This is a genomic window from Clostridium sp. (assembly GCF_017888565.1).
GTDB lineage: Bacteria > Bacillota > Clostridia > Clostridiales > Clostridiaceae > Clostridium.
The window spans coordinates 128,486-143,620 of record NZ_JAGHFX010000004.1; the positions used below are offsets into that span (position 1 = coordinate 128,486).

Here is a 15,135-nt window from a genome sequence, read left to right on the forward strand (position 1 = left end):
ACAAATACTAAACTATTACTTGCTGTATAACTCAACGATAAGAGTTTCATTAACTGGTACGTCAATATCTTCTCTTGATGGTTCAGCAACTATCTTACCTGAATAATTTTCAACATTTGCTTCCAACCACTTTGGTAAAGTCTTTGGATTTTCAATAAATGTCTTGAATTTTTCAGTTCCTCTGCTCTTTTCTGTAACTGTTATTTCATCGTTAACAGAAACTCTGTATGAAGGAATGTCAACTTTCTTACCATTTACTAAGAAATGTCCATGATTAACTAATTGTCTAGCTTCAGCTCTTGAAGCACCATAACCTAATCTATAAACAACGTTATCTAATCTCATTTCTAATAACTTAAGTAAGTTTTCACCTGTAATACCCTTCATATGATCAGCTTTTTCATAGTAAGCTCTGAATTGGCTTTCTAATACTCCGTATATTCTTCTAGCTTTTTGCTTTTCTCTTAATTGTACGCCGTAGTTAGATAGTTTTTTCTTAGCTGCTCCATGTTGTCCTGGTGCATAACTTCTTCTAACAAAAGCACATTTATCTGTATAACATCTATCCCCTTTAAGGAATAATTTCATACCTTCTCTTCTACATAATCTACATGTAGCTCCAGTATATCTTGCCATTAATTACACCTCCTATATGAATACTAGACTCTTCTTCTCTTTGGTGGTCTACATCCGTTGTGTGGGATTGGAGTAACATCTTTAATTAAAGTTACTTCTAATCCTGCTGCTTGTAAAGATCTTATAGCTGCTTCTCTTCCAGCTCCTGGTCCCTTTACATATACTTCTATACTCTTTAATCCGTGTTCCATAGCTGCTTTAGCTGCTGTTTCTGCTGCCATTTGAGCTGCGAATGGAGTACTCTTTCTTGATCCTCTGAAGCCTAAAGCTCCTGCGCTTGACCATGATAGAGCATTTCCTGCCGCATCAGTTAAAGTAACTATTGAGTTATTGAAAGTTGATTTGATGTGTGCAGCACCATGCTCAACGTTCTTTCTTTCTTTTCTTCTTCTAGTCTTTTTAACTTTTTGAGCCATCGAATTCCCTCCTCACTACTTCTTCTTATTTGCGATAGTTTTCTTTGGACCTTTTCTAGTTCTTGCGTTAGTCTTAGTCTTTTGACCTCTAACTGGAAGACCTTTTCTATGTCTTATTCCTCTGTAACATCCAATTTCTACTAATCTTTTAATATTTAAAGCAACTTCTCTTCTTAAGTCACCTTCAATTGTTAAAGTCTTTACGTATTCTCTGATTTTTGTTACTTCTTCTTCTGTAAGATCTCTAACTCTTGTGTCAGGATTAACTCCTGTTTCTGCTAAAATCTTATGTGAAGTAGAAAGTCCTATACCGTATATATATGTTAGACCTATTTCAACTCTTTTTTCTCTTGGTAGGTCTACGCCTGAAATTCTTGCCATTAAAACTTACACCTCCTGATATTGAAATGCATACAACTTTAATTATATGTGTGTATTTTATATATAAAATCCTAGGTCAGTAGAGGATATCTCTACTGTCAGCCGTACCTAAAATTTATCCGCTTATTTAAATGCCTATATAATCATATTTGACTTTAAGTGAAAAGTCAATAAATTTTACATAGTAAAATAATACTTTTTTGCCTATACTTTGATTGTATTAGCCTTGTTTTTGCTTGTGCTTAGGATTTTCACAGATAACCATTACTTTTCCTTTTCTTCTTATAATCTTGCACTTTTCGCAAATAGGCTTAACTGATGGTCTTACTTTCATAGCTAACCCTCCTTGTAAAACTTCGTGGTAGTCTTTTACTACCTTTATTTAGCTCTCCATGTAATTCTACCTCTTGTTAGATCGTATGGAGAAAGTTCTATTGTAACCTTATCTCCTGGTAGAATTCTTATGAAGTTCATTCTTAATTTTCCTGATATATGTGCTAGAATTTTGTGACCACTCTCTAGTTCAACTTGGAACATAGCATTTGGTAGTGATTCTAGTACTGTACCTTGCATTTCTATTACATCATCTTTTGACATAAGGTAATCAACCCTCCTTAACAATGCCTTTAAGTTTTAGAAATCTTTTTATTTTTAAATCAGTACCTCTATCTTTTGATATGATAGATGCTTTAATCTCATCATCTACATCCTCTAAAACATTTATATGTTTTAAATTCTTTTTTTTAGGCATCTGAACTGTTTTAGTGCTCCCATTACTAAGAATTACATAATTATCACTTAAATGACCTATTATCACATATAAATGATTTTTATCTCTTCCTGTTTTTGAAAGAACCATTTTCCCAATTAAGTCATTGTTTTGCAAATTTTTCACCTCGATGATTACCTTAGCCATAAATCTACAAGCCACCCTTTGGTATCATGCGAATTTATAACTAAGCAACACTTATTTAATCAGTGTTAATATTTCGGGTCCATCTGGTAAAATTACAATAGTATTTTCGTAGTGTGCCGATAGACTTCCATCACTAGTTACTACAGTCCAGTCATCATTTAATGTTTTAACTTTATAGTTTCCTAAATTAACCATAGGCTCAATGGCTAAAGCCATTCCTTGAGCCAACTTTGGCCCTCTACCAGGCTTACCAAAGTTAGGTACGTCTGGATCTTCGTGTACAACTCTACCTATACCGTGTCCTACGAAATCTCTTACTACAGAGAAACCTGAAGCTTCTATGTAGCTTTGTATTCCATGTGATATATCAGTAAGTCTGTTGCCAATCTTAGCATATTCTATGCCTTTAAAGAAACTTTGTTCAGTTACTTTAATTAGCTTATTAGCTTCTTCACTAACATTTCCTACTGCAAATGTTCTTGCAGCATCTCCATGAAAGCCATTAAGATAAGCGCCACAGTCTACACTAACAATATCACCATCTTTTAATACATAACCTCCTGGGATCCCATGAACTACTTGCTCGTTAACAGATATACATAGTGAAGCTGGAAAACCATACAGCCCTTTAAACGAAGGCTTCGCTCCATGCTTAGTTATAAATTCTTCTGCTATCATGTCTATTTCAGCAGTAGTTATTCCTGGTCTTACTTTTTCTTCAACTAGTTGTAGTGTTTCTGCTACTATTCTACCTGCTGATCTCATTAGGTCAATTTCTTTGTTGTTTTTAATGATTATCATTATTCAACGCTCCCTAAGATATTACAGATACCTTCGAATACTTCATTAATAGCTTTTGTTCCATCTACAATTGAAAGTAAGTTTCTTTCTTTATAAAAATCAATCAGTGGTTGTGTCTGTCTCTCATACACATCAAGTCTTTCAGATACAGTTTCTTCTGTATCATCTTTTCTTTGGATTATATCACTTCCACAAACATCACATTTTCCTGCAATAGTTGGTGGATTAAATTTTATATGATAGCTAGCTCCACATGATGGACACACTCTTCTACCTGTCATTCTTTCTAATATAAATCCAGTAGGTACTTCAATTAGTAAAGCTGTATCAAGATCTTCATTTCTTTCAGAAAGAAATTCTTGAAGTGCTTCTGCTTGATTAACTGTTCTTGGAAAACCATCTAATAAGTAACCATTCTTATAGTCATCTTGTTGCAGTCTATCTTTTACCATATCAATAGTAACTTCATCTGGTACTAACTGTCCTTTATCGATGTGCTTCTTAGCTTCTACCCCTAATGGAGTGTTTTCAGAAATATTCTTTCTAAAAATATCCCCAGTAGAAATATGTGGTATTGAGTATCTATTACTAATTGATTTTGCCTGTGTTCCCTTTCCTGCTCCAGGAGGACCTAATAATACTATCTTCACGGGCATCATCTCCATTATTAATCTATTTTAAGAATCCTTGATAATGTCTCATTACTAATTGTGAGTCTAATTGTCTTGAAAAATCAAGGCCAACCCCAACCATAATTAATAATGATGTACCACCAAACTGAATTCCTTGTAATTGTGTATTTGAAATTAATATTGGTAGTATTGCTAGTAAAGCAGCGAATACTCCTCCAACTAATGATACTTTAGTAAGTACTTTTTCAAAATACTTTTCAGTTGCATCTCCCGGTCTTATTCCTGGTACAAATCCAGCTGACTTATGCAGATTTTCTGCCATTTCATCAGGCTTAAATGTGATTTGTGTATAGAACCAAGTAAAGAAAATAGTTAATATTGAATAAACTACCGGATACATCCATGTCTTTTCATTAAATATACTATACTTATTGCTTGTTATCCATATTGCCCAGTCATAATTTGGGAAGAATTCTGCAATTGTCTTAGGGAACATCATAACTGACATAGCAAAAATTATTGCTATAACAGCTGATCCAATTATACTTAAAGGTATGTGAGTACTTTGTCCTCTCATAACTTTATTGCCAACAGCTTTACCAGCATATTGAACTGGAATTCTTCTTTCTGCTAATGAGAAGAATATTACTACTCCTAATAATGCAATTGCTAGAACTACAAATAGTAAAATTTCAATTATAGTAATTTTTCCTTGATCCTTTAATGTAAATAATGACATTAAAGTTATAGGTAACTGAGATACTATATTTACGAATATTAATATGGATATACCATTTCCAAAACCTTTAGCTGTGATTTGATCACCTAACCACATACAGAATGTTGAGCCTGCAACTAATGCTACTAATACAACAACTACTCCAGTCCATTGCATTCCAACTGCTGCACCTCTTGCTGCAACCATACTATATGTTCCAAAAGCAAGAATAAATCCTATAACTATTGATAATATTCTCGTTATCTTTTGTATCTTCTTTCTGCCTTCTTCACCTTCTTTAGAAAGTTGTTCTAAAGATGGTATTGCTATAGTCAATAATTGAACTATTATTGAGGCATTAATGTATGGTGTTACACTTAAAGCAAATATACTAAATTGTCTAAATGCTCCACCAGATAATAAATCATAGAAACCAAATATAGTTCCACTACTTGCTAAATCTTTTAGTACATTTGTGCTAATTCCAGGAACAGGAATATGTGTTCCTATCCTGAAAATTGCAACTAAAAATATAGTCCATATAAATCTCTTTTTTAATTCGGGAACCTTCCAGGCATTACGTAGGGTTGATAGCATACTAAATCACCTCAACTTTTCCTCCAGCTGCTTCTATCTTTTCAGCCGCTGATTTTGAGAACTTACATCCTTTAACAGTTAGGCTCTTCTCTAATGTCCCATTTCCTAAAATCTTAACTCCATCTTTTACTTTGTTGATAACTCTTCTTTCAAGTAAAACTTCTGGTGTTATTTCTGTTCCATTTTCAAATATATTTAATCTATCAACGTTGATGCTAACATATTGTTTAGCAAATATATTTGTAAATCCTCTCTTAGGAAGTCTTCTATATAACGGCATTTGACCACCTTCAAATCCTGGTCTAACTCCACCGCCTGATCTAGCATTTTGGCCTTTTTCACCTTTTCCGGCATTTCTACCTAAACCTGAACCAGTACCTCTACCAACTCTCTTTGGAGCTTTCTTACTTCCTGCTGCTGGTTTTAATTCATGAAGTTTCATTACTCAATGCACCTCCTCTTATTAAACTTCTTCTACTTTTAGTAGATAGTCAACTTTGTTGATCATTCCTCTGATTTGAGGAGTTTCTTCATGTTCTACTGTCTTACCGATCTTTTTAAGTCCAAGGGCATGTGCAGTAGCAATATGGTCTTTTTTTCTTCCAATTAAACTCTTTACTAGAGTAACTTTAATCTTTGCCATTGCTTTTCCCTCCTAACCTAAAATTTCTTCTACAGTTTTGCCTCTTAATTTAGCTATATCTTCAGCTGTTCTTAAGCTTGCTAAACCGTTAATTGTAGCATTAACCATGTTTTTAGGATTGTTTGAACCTAATGACTTAGCTCTAACATCCTTTAATCCTGCTAATTCTAATACAGATCTTGCTGGACCTCCAGCGATAACTCCTGTACCTTCTTTAGCTGGCATTATAAGAACCTTACCAGTTCCGAATTTTCCATATATTTGATGAGGAACAGTCGTTCCAACTATTGCAACACTTACTAAATGTTTCTTAGCGTCTTCTATTCCTTTTTTAATTGCTTCTGGGATTTCTATTGACTTACCCATTCCAACGCCTACGTGTCCGTTTTCGTCACCTACAACTACTAAAGCGCTGAATCTGAAGTTTCTACCACCCTTAACAACCTTAGTTACTCTGTTTATGTTAACAACCTTTTCCTTAAGGTCTAGTGTGCTAGGATCGATTCTCATGTATTTCCCTCCTTGTTTATTAGAATTTTAAGCCTGCTTCTCTTGCAGCTTCAGCTAAAGTTTGAACTCTTCCGTGATATACATATCCACCTCTGTCGAATACAACTTCTGAAATTCCTTTTTCTAAAGCCTTCTTAGCTACTAATTCACCAACTATTTTAGCTGCTTCTTTGTTTCCACCTGTTTTTGCATCGAATGCTTTATCTAAGCTTGAAGCTGAAACTAAAGTTACTGAATTAACATCATCTATAATTTGAGCATATATGTTTTTTTCACTTCTATATACTGAAAGTCTTGGTCTTTCAGGAGTACCAGAAATTTTCTTACGTACTCTTAGGTGACGTTTTTCTCTACTAGCTTTTCTGTCTACCTTTTTGAACATAAAGATTTCACTCCTTTCTATTATTTCTTACCAGTTTTACCTTCTTTACGTCTGATTACTTCGTTATCATATTTAATTCCTTTACCCTTATATGGTTCAGGCTTTCTCCATGATCTTATATCAGCCGCAGCTGCTCCAACCTTTTCCTTATCGATACCCTTAACAACAACTTTAGTTGCAGCTGGAGTTTCGAAAGTTACACCTTCGATTGGTTCTATTTCAACTGGATGTGAATATCCTAAGTTCATTACAAGCTTCTTACCTTGTAATTGAGCTCTGTAACCAACACCAATTAGTTCTAAGCTCTTTTCAAATCCTTTTTCAACTCCGATTATCATGTTGTTGATTAACGCTCTAGTTAAACCATGAAGAGCTCTGTGCTCTTTTTGATCGCTAGGTCTAGTTACAACAACTTGGTTGTTTTCAACTGCTATATTCATGTCTTTATTCATAGCTTTAACAAGTTCGCCCTTTGGACCCTTAACTGAAACAACGTTATCTGCTGAAACAGCTACAGTTACGCCTGCAGGTATAGCTATAGGTAATCTACCTACTCTTGACATAATCGCACCTCCTGTTTTACTTGTTCTGATATATGTTAATCTAGTTACTTTCTACTTTGGAAATTACCAAACGTAGCAAACTACTTCTCCGCCTAATCCAGCTTTTCTTGCTTCTCTATCAACTAATAAACCAGTTGAAGTTGATATTATAGCAATTCCTAGTCCGCTTAGTACCTTTGGAATTTCATCTTTCTTGCAGTAAACTCTTAGTCCTGGTTTAGATATTCTCTTTATACCAGTTATAACTCTTTCTTTATCTGCGCCATATTTAAGAGATATTCTTAACATTGGAACAACACCATCGTTATATTCCTCTAATTCTTTAATATATCCCTCTTGTAATAATATATTTGCAACAGCCTTCTTCATATTTGATGAAGGAACTTCTACTACTTCATGTCTTACAGCATTTGCATTTCTAATACGTGTTAGCAAATCTGCGATAGGATCTGTCATAACCATTTAATGTGCCTCCTTTCACTACATCAGTTTCTTACCAACTTGCTTTCTTACAACCAGGGATTTGACCCTTATAAGCAAGTTCTCTAAAACATATACGGCAAATACCGAACTTCTTTAATACTGAATGTGGTCTTCCACATATTCTGCATCTTGTATAAGCTCTTGTTTTATATTTAGGTTCTTTTTTCCACTTTTCAATAATAGCCTTACGTGCCACGGTTTTCCCTCCTTATTATTGAGCAAATGGCATACCAAGGAATCTTAATAATTCTCTTGCTTCTTCGTCAGTGTTAGCTGTTGTTACGAAGATAATATCCATTCCTCTAACCTTATCGATTTTATCGTATTCAATTTCTGGGAATATTAATTGCTCTTTTACTCCTAGTGAGTAGTTTCCTCTACCATCAAAAGCTTTGCTTGAAACTCCTCTGAAATCTCTAACTCTTGGAAGAGCAATAGCCATTAATTTATCAGCAAATTCATACATCTTTGCCTTTCTTAATGTAACCTTACATCCTAAAGCCATGTTTTCTCTTATTTTGAAGTTAGCAACTGATTTCTTTGCTCTAGTTAAGATTGGCTTTTGACCTGCAATGATGCTTAAATCATTAACTGCAGCTTCTAATATTTTTTGATTATCCTTAGCTTCTCCAACTCCCATGTTGATAACTATCTTTTCAAGCTTTGGAACTTCCATTATATTTTTATATCCGAACTTTTCAATCATAGCTGGAATTACTTCTTTTTGATACTTCTCTTGAAGTCTTGTTGTCATAATTAGTACCTCCTTTCAGATTCTAGAATGTTTCTCCACACTTCTTACAAACTCTAACCTTAGTACCGTCTTCTAAGATTTTGTTACTAATTCTTGTAGCGTTTTTACACTTTGTGCAGTATAACATAACTTTTGAGCTGTATATAGCTCCTTCTCTTTCAATTATTCCACCTTGAGCATTAGCTCTAGTTGGCTTTTGGTGTTTTTTAACTATATTAACTCCTTGAACAATAACTTTGCCTGTTTTAGGATTTACTTTTAAAACTTCACCAGTTTTTCCTTTATCTTTACCTGAAACAACTACAACTGTGTCGTTTTTTCTAACATGTACCTTCAAATGAGACACCTCCTCTATTATAGAACTTCAGGTGCTAATGATAAAATCTTGTTAAATTCGTTATCTCTTAGCTCCCTAGCAACTGGTCCGAAGATACGAGTTCCTCTTGGTTGCTTATCATCCTTTATAATAACAGCTGCATTTTCATCAAACTTAATGTATGAACCATCAGCTCTTCTTAATCCTCTAACTGATCTAACTATAACAGCTTTTACAACGTCTCCTTTTTTAACAACTCCGCCTGGTGTTGCACTTTTAACGCTAGCAACTATTACATCTCCAATGTTACCGAACTTTCTCTTTGATCCGCCTAAAACTCTTATGCACATTATTTCCTTTGCACCTGAGTTATCTGCTACCTTTAGTAAGGTTTGTTGTTGTATCATTGAATTACCCTCCTTTCAGTCTTAAAGCCTATTTAGCTTTTTCAACTATTTCAACAAGTCTCCATCTCTTATCTTTAGATAATGGTCTAGTTTCCATAATTAAAACTCTATCATTCATTTTAGCTTCATTGTTTTCATCATGAGCTTTAAACTTAGTTGTTCTATTAACTGTTTTTCCATATAATGGGTGTCTAACCTTAGTTTCAACAGCAACAACTATTGTCTTATCCATTTTATCTGAAACAACTCTACCTATTTTTTTCTTTCTTAATCCTCTTTCCATTAAGAGTTACCTCCTTTCAGATTTACTGCTCGAAAGCCCTGATCTCTTCTTCTCTAATGATGGTTTTGATTTGGGCTATAGATTTTTTTACTTCTCTTATTCTCATAGGATTTTCTAATTGACCTGTAGCTAATTGGAATCTTAAGTTGAATAACTCAGCCTTAAGGTCATTTAATTTAACCTTTAAATCTTGAGGATTATTTGCTCTTAATTCTTTTAATTCTCTAGCCTTCATTATTCTTCACCACCCATTTCCTCAAAATCTCTTCTTGTAACGAATTTACACTTTACAGGAAGCTTGTGTGATGCAAGTCTCATAGCTTCTCTTGCAACTTCTTCATTAACTCCTGATAGTTCGAATAAAACTCTACCAGGTTTAACTACTGCTACCCAATATTCTGGTGAACCTTTACCTGAACCCATTCTTGTTTCAGCTGGCTTCTCAGTTACTGGCTTATCTGGGAAAATCTTTATCCAAAGTTTTCCTCCTCTTCTGATATATCTGTTTATAGCAATTCTGGCAGATTCTATTTGATTACTAGTTATCCAACCACAAGTTGTAGCTTGAATACCAAAATCTCCGTATGCAAGGAAATTACCTCTTGTAGCTTTTCCTTTCATTCTACCACGTTGTACCTTACGATGCTTAACTCTCTTAGGCATTAACATGACTAATTCCTCCTTTCTTATGCGTTAACTTCTTCCTTCTTTTCAACTTTTTTAGTTGGAAGAACTTCTCCATTATAAACCCAAACTTTTACGCCGATCTTTCCATAAGTTGTATCAGCTTCAGCAAATCCATAATCGATATCTGCTCTTAAAGTTTGTAGTGGAATTGTTCCTTCATGATATTGTTCAGTTCTAGCTATTTCAGCTCCACCTAATCTACCTGAGCAAGCTGTCTTAACACCTTTAGCTCCAAGTCTCATAGCTCTTTGGATGCTTTGTTTCATAGCTCTTCTAAATGATACTCTTTTTTCTAATTGTGCAGCTATATTTTCTGCCATTAATTGAGCATTTGCTTCAGCATTTTTAACTTCAACTATATTTATTAATAAGTTTTTGTTATCAGTTACTTTAGCTAATTTAGCTTTTAAAGCTTCTATCCCTGCTCCACCTTTTCCGATTATAACACCTGGTTTAGCAGTATATATATTTAACTTAACTCTCTTAGTAGCTCTTTCAATTTCAATCTTTGAAATACCAGCTGAGAAAAGTTCTTTCTTTACGAATTCTCTGATTTTGTTATCTTCTATTAGATTGTCTGCGAAGTTCTTCTTTGAAGCATACCACTTAGCATCCCAATCTTTGATAACTCCTACTCTAAGTCCGTGAGGATGTACTTTTTGACCCACTTGATTTCCCTCCTTCTTTCTAAGCTCTTTCTTTAACTACAAGTGTTATATTACTTGTTCTCTTGTTAATTCTAAATGCTTTTCCGTGATCCATTGGTCTAAATCTCTTTAGTGTTGGACCTGCACCAACGAATGCTTCTGCTACATATAATCTTTCTACGTCCATTTCATGATTATTCTCTGCATTAGCAACAGCTGATTTTAAAACTTTGTTTATAACAACAGCTGCATCTTTTGGAGTATATTGTAAAATAGCGAAAGCCTCTTGAATATTTTTTCCTCTTATTAAATCAAGAACTACTCCTACTTTTGTTGGAGACATTCTAACATATTTAGCTATAGCTCTAGCTTCCATTTATGTTCCTCCTTTCCGGGATTACTTTCTTTTTCTTGCTGCTTTTTCGTCATAATCGTGTCCTCTGTAAGTTCTTGTTAACGCGAACTCACCAAGCTTATGTCCTACCATATCTTCGCTAACGAAAACTGGAACATGCTTTCTTCCATCGTGAACAGCAATTGTATGACCAATCATTTGTGGGAATATTGTTGAACTTCTTGACCAAGTTTTAACAACCTTCTTATCTCCACTAGCATTCATTTCTTCAATTTTCTTTAAAAGTCCTTCATGTACAAAAGGCCCTTTTTTTGTTGATCTACTCACTATAATTTGCCTCCCTTCATAATCTATAGGCTGACAAGCCATGAAGAGAAATTTAGATTCTCTTCATGCTACTTATCGTTTCTTCTCTTTATTATGAATCTGTCAGAATACTTCTTATTCTTTCTTGTCTTGTATCCAAGTGCTGGTTTACCCCATGGAGTAACTGGACTTGGTCTACCGATTGGTGATCTACCTTCACCACCACCGTGAGGGTGATCGTTAGGATTCATTACAGAACCTCTAACAGTAGGTCTCCATCCCATGTGTCTCTTTCTACCTGCTTTACCGATATTGATTATATCGTTAGTAGTGTTTGACACAGTTCCGATTGTAGCTCTACATTCGATTCTTACATATCTCATTTCGCCTGATGGTAATCTTAATGTTGCATAGTTACCTTCTTTAGCCATTAATTGAGCTGTAGTACCAGCTGATCTTACCATTTGAGCACCCTTACCAACTTGTAACTCAACGTTATGAACGAAAGTACCTACTGGTATGTTCTTTAATGGAAGAGCGTTACCTGCTTTAATATCAGCTTCTGGTCCTGAAACTATAACATCTCCAACTTTTAATCCAACTGGAGCAATTATATATCTCTTTTCACCATCAGCATATACAACTAATGCAATGTATGCTGTTCTATTTGGATCGTATTCTATTGTTGCAACCTTTGCTGGAATACCATCCTTATTTCTTTTGAAATCTATTATTCTATATTTTCTCTTAGCTCCACCACCGTGGTGTCTAACAGTTATTTTACCTTGAGCATTTCTACCACCAGTTTTATTTAAAGAAACAAGAAGTGATTTTTCAGGTGTACTTGTTGTTATTTCTTCAAAAGTAGCCATTGTCATTTCTCTTCTTGATGGGGTAGTTGGTCTAAACTTTTTAACTGCCATGTAAATTCCCTCCTTACTTTAAGCTTCTCTGGTACTTATGTACCAATAATACGCTTTATTTGCGTTATTGCATTCCTTCGAAGAATTCGATATTCTTGCTATCTGCTGTTAAAGTAATAACAGCTTTCTTGAAGTCTGCTCTCTTTCCTACATGTACGCCCATTCTCTTTGTTTTTCCCATAGTTCTTATCGTTTGAACTTTTTCAACCTTAACGCCGAAGATTTCTTCTACAGCTTTCTTAATTTGAACCTTGTTTGCATTAATTTGAACTATGAAAGTGTACTTTTTGTCTGCCATAGCAGTCATACTCTTTTCAGTGATAACAGGCTTTCTTATGATATCATAGCTTGTCATTATGCGTACACCTCCTCGATTTTTGATACAGCATCCTTAGTTATGATTAATTTCTCAAATTTTAATAAATCATAAACATTGATGTTGTTAACTGGCATGATTTGTACATCAGCAATATTTCTAGCTGATTTGTAAAGTACTTCATTAGATTCTCCAGTTACTATTAAAGTTTTCTTTGCATCAAATGCTTTTAAAACTTCAACCATTTTCTTAGTCTTTGGAGCTTCGAATGCTAATGTTTCTAATACTACCATTTGTCCGTCTTGAACTTTGCTAGTTAATGCAGATTTCATAGCTACTCTTCTCATGCTCTTTGGTACTGACATTCTGTAATCTCTTGGTTTTGGTGCGAATACTATACCACCTTTGATCCATTGTGGAGCTCTAATAGAACCTTGTCTTGCTCTACCAGTTCCTTTTTGTCTCCAAGGCTTGATTCCGCCTCCTCTAACCTCAGCTCTTGTCTTAGCTGATTGAGTTCCTTGTCTCTTGTTTGCTAATAAAGCAACAACAACTTGATGCATAGCATCAGTGTTAACTTCAACTCCGAACACATTATCATTTAATTGGATATCTCCAACTTGTTTTCCTTCTTGATTAAATAATCCTACTGTAGGCATCCTGTTTCCTCCTTTCTACAGAAATTAAGCTTTAACTGCGTTTCTTATTACTACTGTACCTTTGTTAGGTCCTGGGATACCACCCTTGATTAGTATTAAGTTCTTTTCAGCTATAACCTTAACTACTTCTAAGTTTAATACTGTTGTGTTAACAGCTCCCATATGTCCTGGCATGTTCTTGTTCTTGAAAGTTCTTGATGGATCTGATGAAGCACCCATTGAACCTACTGCTCTGTGGAACTTAGAACCGTGAGTCATTGGTCCTCTGTTAGCATTCCATCTCTTGATAACACCTTGGAATCCCTTACCTTTAGAAACTCCAGATACATCAATTTTGTCTCCAGCTTCAAATAAATCAGCCTTTATTTCTTGACCAACTTCATAAGCTGAACAATCTTCTAATCTGAACTCTTTTAATTTTCTCTTTAATGAAACTCCTGCTTTAGCATAATGTCCCTTCTTTGGCTTGTTAACTAATTTCTCTCTAACATCTCCAAAGCCTACTTGTATTGCTTCATAACCATCTTTCTCGATAGTTTTCTTTTGAACAACAACACATGGGCCAGCTTCTACTACTGTTACAGGAACTACTTTTCCGTTAGCATCGAAAATTTGAGTCATTCCTATTTTCTTTCCTAATATAGCTTTTTTCATGTATTTACACCTCCTAAACGTATTAGCGGATTGTTTAACAATCATAACCGTTCAAACTGTTTATTTAATAAGTATTAACTATAGCTTTATTTCGATATCCACACCTGCTGGTAAGTTTAATCTCATTAATGCATCAACAGTCTTTGGTGATGGATTAACGATATCGATTAATCTCTTGTGTGTTCTGATTTCGAATTGCTCTCTTGAATCTTTGTATTTGTGAACAGCTCTTAATATAGTAACAACATCTTTTTCAGTTGGTAGTGGTACTGGACCTGCAACCTTAGCTCCTGTTGACTTTGCTGTTTCAACAATTTTTTCAGCTGATTGATCTAATATATTGTGATCAAAAGCTTTTAATCTGATTCTTATTTTTTGTTTTGACATCTTGGTTTCCCTCCTTTTCATGTACGCTTTACTTCTAACGCACAACAGCGGATGTTCTGTAAACTGTTCCACGTGTTTCATACTTTGTCACATAGACTTACAAAACCCCTGTCGTTGGATTCTAGATCCTAACATACTCATCAAGAATTAACCCGGAAGTCCGGCAACCTCCTGATTCATCGCTGTTTGCTATACAACTTCTTCATTATACTATGTTTAAATAGCCTTTTCAAGAGTTTTTTGGCCTTTTTTGATAAAATTTAAAGCATATTTATGTAATATTTTTAAAATATAATTCCTTTTGCAAATATATTTTATATTTGTTTTTATATTTTATCAATACATTTTTTCTTGTAATTTTTGCCGAACTTCATCTTTTATTATAATTCTTAACTTATTACAATATATTAATCATTTACAAAAATATTTAAATATTTTATTTCAGTTTCTTTAATATATTAAATTTATTAAATGTTAAACATATTAAACTGTAACCTAACGACTAATATATTTTTATATTATATATTTTTATTATATTCAGCTTTACAATAAAAAGAGAGTAAGGGCGTCCCCTTACTCTCTGAATGTGATCACTTTTTATTTTAATTTATATTATCTTATAGAAATTATTACTCGATTATGCTAGTAACAACTCCTGAACCTACAGTTCTTCCACCTTCTCTGATAGCGAATCTTAATCCCTCATCCATAGCTACTTGAGTGATTAATTCAACGTTCATATCGATGTGGTCTCCTGGCATAA

At 34.3% G+C, this 15,135-nt stretch carries 30 protein-coding genes and 1 pseudogene; all 31 read right to left on the minus strand.

Features of this window, described 5'->3' with window-relative positions:
• Window positions 1-15 precede the first annotated feature (15 nt).
• Entirely contained in the window at window positions 16-636 is a 621-nt protein-coding gene (gene rpsD / locus J7M87_RS00850; protein ID WP_111928616.1) for a 30S ribosomal protein S4, read from the minus strand.
• Between the two features lie 23 nt (window positions 637-659).
• Complete coding sequence (gene rpsK / locus J7M87_RS00855) at window positions 660-1,052, minus strand: 30S ribosomal protein S11 (protein WP_008681161.1); 393 nt, start codon at window positions 1,050-1,052, stop codon at window positions 660-662.
• A 15-nt stretch (window positions 1,053-1,067) separates the two neighbouring features.
• A complete protein-coding gene (rpsM, locus tag J7M87_RS00860) occupies window positions 1,068-1,433 on the minus strand; it encodes a 30S ribosomal protein S13 (protein WP_008681163.1) in 366 nt (121 codons plus the stop codon).
• A 220-nt stretch (window positions 1,434-1,653) separates the two neighbouring features.
• A complete protein-coding gene (gene rpmJ / locus J7M87_RS00865; RefSeq protein WP_016205879.1) occupies window positions 1,654-1,767 on the minus strand; it encodes a 50S ribosomal protein L36 in 114 nt (37 codons plus the stop codon).
• Between the two features lie 44 nt (window positions 1,768-1,811).
• On the minus strand, window positions 1,812-2,030 hold the full coding sequence (gene infA, locus J7M87_RS00870; protein ID WP_008681165.1) for a translation initiation factor IF-1: 219 nt from the start codon (window positions 2,028-2,030) through the stop codon (window positions 1,812-1,814).
• Window positions 2,031-2,037: 7 nt separating this feature from the next.
• The gene (locus tag J7M87_RS00875) at window positions 2,038-2,349 is read right to left on the minus strand and encodes a KOW domain-containing RNA-binding protein (RefSeq protein ID WP_291647765.1); all 312 of its coding nucleotides are present in this window, start codon (window positions 2,347-2,349) and stop codon (window positions 2,038-2,040) included.
• Between the two features lie 51 nt (window positions 2,350-2,400).
• Window positions 2,401-3,150, minus strand: a complete 750-nt coding sequence (gene map / locus J7M87_RS00880) for a type I methionyl aminopeptidase (protein ID WP_291647767.1) — start codon at window positions 3,148-3,150, stop codon at window positions 2,401-2,403.
• Window positions 3,150-3,800: an adenylate kinase gene (locus J7M87_RS00885; protein ID WP_291647770.1), complete on the minus strand. Its 651-nt coding sequence runs from the start codon at window positions 3,798-3,800 to the stop codon at window positions 3,150-3,152. Before J7M87_RS00885 ends, map begins: the two co-directional genes overlap by 1 nt.
• Window positions 3,801-3,822: 22 nt before the next feature.
• Window positions 3,823-5,097, minus strand: a complete 1,275-nt coding sequence (gene secY / locus J7M87_RS00890) for a preprotein translocase subunit SecY (protein WP_291647772.1) — start codon at window positions 5,095-5,097, stop codon at window positions 3,823-3,825.
• Window position 5,098: 1 nt separating this feature from the next.
• Window positions 5,099-5,539, minus strand: a complete 441-nt coding sequence (gene rplO, locus J7M87_RS00895; protein ID WP_008681170.1) for a 50S ribosomal protein L15 — start codon at window positions 5,537-5,539, stop codon at window positions 5,099-5,101.
• Between the two features lie 21 nt (window positions 5,540-5,560).
• Window positions 5,561-5,740 (minus strand): 50S ribosomal protein L30, encoded by a 180-nt coding sequence (rpmD, locus tag J7M87_RS00900; RefSeq protein WP_008681171.1) that lies wholly within the window; start codon window positions 5,738-5,740, stop codon window positions 5,561-5,563.
• A gap of 12 nt (window positions 5,741-5,752) precedes the next feature.
• A complete protein-coding gene (rpsE, locus tag J7M87_RS00905; RefSeq protein ID WP_008681172.1) occupies window positions 5,753-6,250 on the minus strand; it encodes a 30S ribosomal protein S5 in 498 nt (165 codons plus the stop codon).
• 19 nt (window positions 6,251-6,269) lie between these two features.
• The gene (gene rplR / locus J7M87_RS00910; protein WP_291647775.1) at window positions 6,270-6,632 is read right to left on the minus strand and encodes a 50S ribosomal protein L18; all 363 of its coding nucleotides are present in this window, start codon (window positions 6,630-6,632) and stop codon (window positions 6,270-6,272) included.
• Window positions 6,633-6,652: 20 nt separating this feature from the next.
• Window positions 6,653-7,195, minus strand: coding sequence for a 50S ribosomal protein L6 (gene rplF / locus J7M87_RS00915; protein ID WP_008681175.1), 543 nt, complete (start codon window positions 7,193-7,195; stop codon window positions 6,653-6,655).
• Window positions 7,196-7,258: 63 nt separating this feature from the next.
• A complete protein-coding gene (rpsH, locus tag J7M87_RS00920; RefSeq protein WP_008681176.1) occupies window positions 7,259-7,657 on the minus strand; it encodes a 30S ribosomal protein S8 in 399 nt (132 codons plus the stop codon).
• Window positions 7,658-7,688: 31 nt separating this feature from the next.
• On the minus strand, window positions 7,689-7,874 hold the full coding sequence (locus J7M87_RS00925; RefSeq protein WP_008681179.1) for a type Z 30S ribosomal protein S14: 186 nt from the start codon (window positions 7,872-7,874) through the stop codon (window positions 7,689-7,691).
• 15 nt (window positions 7,875-7,889) lie between these two features.
• Complete coding sequence (gene rplE, locus J7M87_RS00930) at window positions 7,890-8,432, minus strand: 50S ribosomal protein L5 (RefSeq protein ID WP_008681180.1); 543 nt, start codon at window positions 8,430-8,432, stop codon at window positions 7,890-7,892.
• Between the two features lie 22 nt (window positions 8,433-8,454).
• Window positions 8,455-8,769, minus strand: a complete 315-nt coding sequence (rplX, locus tag J7M87_RS00935) for a 50S ribosomal protein L24 (protein WP_008681182.1) — start codon at window positions 8,767-8,769, stop codon at window positions 8,455-8,457.
• 17 nt (window positions 8,770-8,786) lie between these two features.
• A complete protein-coding gene (rplN, locus tag J7M87_RS00940) occupies window positions 8,787-9,155 on the minus strand; it encodes a 50S ribosomal protein L14 (protein WP_008681183.1) in 369 nt (122 codons plus the stop codon).
• A gap of 28 nt (window positions 9,156-9,183) precedes the next feature.
• Entirely contained in the window at window positions 9,184-9,438 is a 255-nt protein-coding gene (rpsQ, locus tag J7M87_RS00945; RefSeq protein WP_008681184.1) for a 30S ribosomal protein S17, read from the minus strand.
• Window positions 9,439-9,460: 22 nt separating this feature from the next.
• On the minus strand, window positions 9,461-9,673 hold the full coding sequence (gene rpmC / locus J7M87_RS00950; RefSeq protein ID WP_008681185.1) for a 50S ribosomal protein L29: 213 nt from the start codon (window positions 9,671-9,673) through the stop codon (window positions 9,461-9,463).
• Window positions 9,673-10,107 carry a 50S ribosomal protein L16 gene (gene rplP / locus J7M87_RS00955; protein ID WP_008681186.1) on the minus strand — a complete coding sequence of 145 codons (435 nt, stop codon included), beginning with the start codon at window positions 10,105-10,107 and terminating at the stop codon, window positions 9,673-9,675. The genes rpmC and rplP overlap by 1 nt, the downstream gene beginning before the upstream one ends.
• A gap of 17 nt (window positions 10,108-10,124) precedes the next feature.
• A complete protein-coding gene (rpsC, locus tag J7M87_RS00960; RefSeq protein ID WP_291647779.1) occupies window positions 10,125-10,793 on the minus strand; it encodes a 30S ribosomal protein S3 in 669 nt (222 codons plus the stop codon).
• A gap of 19 nt (window positions 10,794-10,812) precedes the next feature.
• A complete protein-coding gene (rplV, locus tag J7M87_RS00965) occupies window positions 10,813-11,148 on the minus strand; it encodes a 50S ribosomal protein L22 (RefSeq protein ID WP_008681188.1) in 336 nt (111 codons plus the stop codon).
• A gap of 21 nt (window positions 11,149-11,169) precedes the next feature.
• Entirely contained in the window at window positions 11,170-11,454 is a 285-nt protein-coding gene (gene rpsS / locus J7M87_RS00970) for a 30S ribosomal protein S19 (protein WP_136006846.1), read from the minus strand.
• Between the two features lie 68 nt (window positions 11,455-11,522).
• The gene (rplB, locus tag J7M87_RS00975) at window positions 11,523-12,356 is read right to left on the minus strand and encodes a 50S ribosomal protein L2 (RefSeq protein WP_291647783.1); all 834 of its coding nucleotides are present in this window, start codon (window positions 12,354-12,356) and stop codon (window positions 11,523-11,525) included.
• Between the two features lie 64 nt (window positions 12,357-12,420).
• Entirely contained in the window at window positions 12,421-12,711 is a 291-nt protein-coding gene (rplW, locus tag J7M87_RS00980) for a 50S ribosomal protein L23 (RefSeq protein ID WP_008681192.1), read from the minus strand.
• Complete coding sequence (gene rplD, locus J7M87_RS00985) at window positions 12,711-13,331, minus strand: 50S ribosomal protein L4 (RefSeq protein ID WP_195264682.1); 621 nt, start codon at window positions 13,329-13,331, stop codon at window positions 12,711-12,713. Before rplD ends, rplW begins: the two co-directional genes overlap by 1 nt.
• 24 nt (window positions 13,332-13,355) lie before the next feature.
• The gene (rplC, locus tag J7M87_RS00990; protein WP_008681194.1) at window positions 13,356-13,985 is read right to left on the minus strand and encodes a 50S ribosomal protein L3; all 630 of its coding nucleotides are present in this window, start codon (window positions 13,983-13,985) and stop codon (window positions 13,356-13,358) included.
• 78 nt (window positions 13,986-14,063) lie between these two features.
• Window positions 14,064-14,372 carry a 30S ribosomal protein S10 gene (rpsJ, locus tag J7M87_RS00995; protein ID WP_008681195.1) on the minus strand — a complete coding sequence of 103 codons (309 nt, stop codon included), beginning with the start codon at window positions 14,370-14,372 and terminating at the stop codon, window positions 14,064-14,066.
• Between the two features lie 629 nt (window positions 14,373-15,001).
• Window positions 15,002-15,135, minus strand: a pseudogene (gene tuf / locus J7M87_RS01000) (elongation factor Tu); the annotation flags it as partial.

Excerpts from the sequence above, each read along its gene's own strand:
- rpsJ (WP_008681195.1), bottom strand. The coding sequence starts at position 14,372 with ATGTCAAAACAAAAAATAAGAATCAGATTAAAAGCTTTTGATCACAAT.
- secY (WP_291647772.1), bottom strand. The coding sequence starts at position 5,097 with ATGCTATCAACCCTACGTAATGCCTGGAAGGTTCCCGAATTAAAAAAG.
- map (WP_291647767.1), bottom strand. The coding sequence starts at position 3,150 with ATGATAATCATTAAAAACAACAAAGAAATTGACCTAATGAGATCAGCA.
- J7M87_RS00875 (WP_291647765.1), bottom strand. The coding sequence starts at position 2,349 with ATGGCTAAGGTAATCATCGAGGTGAAAAATTTGCAAAACAATGACTTA.
- rpsK (WP_008681161.1), bottom strand. The coding sequence starts at position 1,052 with ATGGCTCAAAAAGTTAAAAAGACTAGAAGAAGAAAAGAAAGAAAGAAC.
- rplD (WP_195264682.1), bottom strand. The coding sequence starts at position 13,331 with ATGCCTACAGTAGGATTATTTAATCAAGAAGGAAAACAAGTTGGAGAT.
- rpsQ (WP_008681184.1), bottom strand. The coding sequence starts at position 9,438 with ATGGAAAGAGGATTAAGAAAGAAAAAAATAGGTAGAGTTGTTTCAGAT.
- rplR (WP_291647775.1), bottom strand. The coding sequence starts at position 6,632 with ATGTTCAAAAAGGTAGACAGAAAAGCTAGTAGAGAAAAACGTCACCTA.
- rplN (WP_008681183.1), bottom strand. The coding sequence starts at position 9,155 with ATGATACAACAACAAACCTTACTAAAGGTAGCAGATAACTCAGGTGCA.
- rplP (WP_008681186.1), bottom strand. The coding sequence starts at position 10,107 with ATGTTAATGCCTAAGAGAGTTAAGCATCGTAAGGTACAACGTGGTAGA.
- rpsH (WP_008681176.1), bottom strand. The coding sequence starts at position 7,657 with ATGGTTATGACAGATCCTATCGCAGATTTGCTAACACGTATTAGAAAT.
- rplO (WP_008681170.1), bottom strand. The coding sequence starts at position 5,539 with ATGAAACTTCATGAATTAAAACCAGCAGCAGGAAGTAAGAAAGCTCCA.
- rpmD (WP_008681171.1), bottom strand. The coding sequence starts at position 5,740 with ATGGCAAAGATTAAAGTTACTCTAGTAAAGAGTTTAATTGGAAGAAAA.
- rpsM (WP_008681163.1), bottom strand. The coding sequence starts at position 1,433 with ATGGCAAGAATTTCAGGCGTAGACCTACCAAGAGAAAAAAGAGTTGAA.
- rpsE (WP_008681172.1), bottom strand. The coding sequence starts at position 6,250 with ATGAGAATCGATCCTAGCACACTAGACCTTAAGGAAAAGGTTGTTAAC.
- infA (WP_008681165.1), bottom strand. The coding sequence starts at position 2,030 with ATGTCAAAAGATGATGTAATAGAAATGCAAGGTACAGTACTAGAATCA.
- rplE (WP_008681180.1), bottom strand. The coding sequence starts at position 8,432 with ATGACAACAAGACTTCAAGAGAAGTATCAAAAAGAAGTAATTCCAGCT.
- rpmC (WP_008681185.1), bottom strand. The coding sequence starts at position 9,673 with ATGAAGGCTAGAGAATTAAAAGAATTAAGAGCAAATAATCCTCAAGAT.
- rplF (WP_008681175.1), bottom strand. The coding sequence starts at position 7,195 with ATGTCAAGAGTAGGTAGATTACCTATAGCTATACCTGCAGGCGTAACT.
- rpsD (WP_111928616.1), bottom strand. The coding sequence starts at position 636 with ATGGCAAGATATACTGGAGCTACATGTAGATTATGTAGAAGAGAAGGT.
- rplB (WP_291647783.1), bottom strand. The coding sequence starts at position 12,356 with ATGGCAGTTAAAAAGTTTAGACCAACTACCCCATCAAGAAGAGAAATG.
- rplW (WP_008681192.1), bottom strand. The coding sequence starts at position 12,711 with ATGACAAGCTATGATATCATAAGAAAGCCTGTTATCACTGAAAAGAGT.
- rplC (WP_008681194.1), bottom strand. The coding sequence starts at position 13,985 with ATGAAAAAAGCTATATTAGGAAAGAAAATAGGAATGACTCAAATTTTC.
- rplV (WP_008681188.1), bottom strand. The coding sequence starts at position 11,148 with ATGGAAGCTAGAGCTATAGCTAAATATGTTAGAATGTCTCCAACAAAA.
- rpmJ (WP_016205879.1), bottom strand. The coding sequence starts at position 1,767 with ATGAAAGTAAGACCATCAGTTAAGCCTATTTGCGAAAAGTGCAAGATT.